Origin of the sequence: Paenibacillus sp. AR247 (genome assembly GCF_002968895.1) — a bacterium.
GTDB classification, from domain to species: Bacteria; Bacillota; Bacilli; order Paenibacillales; family Paenibacillaceae; genus Paenibacillus_AQ; species Paenibacillus_AQ favisporus.
The window spans coordinates 233,120-235,144 of sequence record NZ_PCZT01000009.1 but is presented as its reverse complement, the minus strand read 5'-3'; the positions used below and the strand labels follow the sequence as shown (position 1 = coordinate 235,144).

The window sequence follows — 2,025 nt, the reverse complement described above, 5'->3', positions numbered from 1 at the left end:
TTATACCAACTACTCCTTAAGCGAACCAACCAATACGCCTTTGACGAAATATTTCTGAAGGAATGGATACACACAGATGATCGGGGTCGTGATAATAATGACGAAGGTCATCCGCAAGGCTTCCGGCGTTACACCTCGCAGCTCCATCTGAGACTGGGTCATGTTTTGAATCGCAGATCCGCTATTTCCCGACGACGTCATCGATTGGAAAGACGCTTCGCTGATCATTTTGTTCAGGAACGTAGCCGCAGGCTGCAGTTTTTCATTCTGTATGAAAAACTGACCGGTAAACCAGTCATTCCACACGCCCACCCCGACAAACAAGGCAATGGTAGCAAGCACCGGCATCGAAAGAGGAAGTATGATTCTTGCAAATACCGCCAACTCACTTGCTCCGTCGATTCGGGCCGATTCCGACAGACCTTCCGGGATCCCGTCGAAGAAGGTTTTCATAATAATCGCATTGAAAAAGTTATACAGAGACGGCAGCACCAACACCCAAAACGTATTCAGGATGTGCAATTCCCGGTACAGGATAAAGGTCGGAATGAGGCCTCCGCTGAACAACGTGGTGAAGAAAAAGAAGAATACGATATATTTTCTTCCGGGCAGCCCTTTCCGCGACAGGGCGTAGGCTAATAACGCCGTCAAAAATACGGAGCCAACCGTTACGATCAGGGTTCGGGAAATGGAAATATAAAACGAATTTAAGATTAAGGGATTGCTAAAAGCTTTCGCATAGTTTTCTAATGTAAACACTCTAGGAAAAAGATAGATTCCGCCCTTCATTGCGTCGTAGCCGTCATTGAAAGAAAGGGCCAGAAAATAGATAAATGGATAGAGTGCCGTAGCGCAGAATAAAAGCAGCACCGAATAGTTCAGCGTCGCATACATTTTATCTGCCGGCGTCAGCCTTCTCTCCCCCATACACACACCTCCTCAATCTTCAGCGCCAGCTGTTTACCACAACGATACATCACTCACACGTTTGGATACTTTGTTGACAACCACGATGAGAAGCAGCGAGATCGCAGACTTAAATAAACCAATGGCCGTGGAATAGGCTAATTGCCCTTGCTGCAGGCCAGTTTTTAAGACATACGTGTCCAATATCTCCGAGACGCTTAATGTTGCGGGGGACTGCATCAGCCAGATTTGATCAAAACCCGCATTCAGTATTCCGCTGAGGGAGAATATGAGCAATATGCCGATCGTTGGCGTAAGGGATGGAAGCGTGATCTTAAACAGTTTGCTCCATCGGCCTGCCCCGTCGATTTCGGCTGCCTCATACAGGTGCGGATCGATATTCGTTAACGCGGCTAAATAAATGATCGAACCCCAGCCTACACCTTTCCAGATATCGGAAATGATGACCAATGGATAGAACAATTCCGGCTTTCCCATAAAAAAGATCGGATCCAACCCCATCTGGTACCGAATATCATTGATGAGACCTACGTTCGGAGACAAGATTTTTTGAAGTAAAGTAACGACGACGACCCACGACACGAAGTGAGGCAGATAGGAAATCGTTTGAAACACCCTTTTGATTTTTTTGTGCATGATTCCATTAAGCATCAAGGCCAGGACCAATGGAGCCGGAAATCCGAAAATAAGCTTAAGGGCACTAATGGATAACGTATTTCGGAGAACATCGTAAAAGCTGGAATCGTTTAAAAACTGCTCGAAATATTTAAAGCCTGCCCACGGACTTCCCAATATCCCCAGATTGAATTTGTAATCTTTGAACGCGATCAGAATGCCGTACATCGGATAGTAGGCAAAAACCAGAAACCATAGGATCGCAGGAAGAATAAATAAGTATATATATCTAAATTGCCATATTTTAACTAATTTCCTGTTCTTTTTTAGTCGTTCATATCTAGGGATAACAGCACCTTTGGGTACCATTCTCCGAACACCTCCTACATCTTCGTCGTATCAGGCTTTATATCGCATGGATTTCACACATTCCGGTCTCACTTTTGCGCAAGGCATATCGCACGGTTTCCCCCCTCCTTTATT

The 2,025-nt window shown here is 45.3% G+C and carries 2 protein-coding genes; both read right to left on the bottom strand.

Annotation, left to right across the window (positions count from 1 at the left end):
* Window positions 1–9: 9 nt before the first annotated feature.
* A complete protein-coding gene (locus CPT76_RS08935; protein WP_076164828.1) occupies window positions 10–927 on the bottom strand; it encodes a carbohydrate ABC transporter permease in 918 nt (305 codons plus the stop codon).
* A 33-nt stretch (window positions 928–960) separates the two neighbouring features.
* Window positions 961–1,911, bottom strand: a complete 951-nt coding sequence (locus CPT76_RS08930; protein WP_076164825.1) for an ABC transporter permease — start codon at window positions 1,909–1,911, stop codon at window positions 961–963.
* Window positions 1,912–2,025 lie beyond the last annotated feature (114 nt).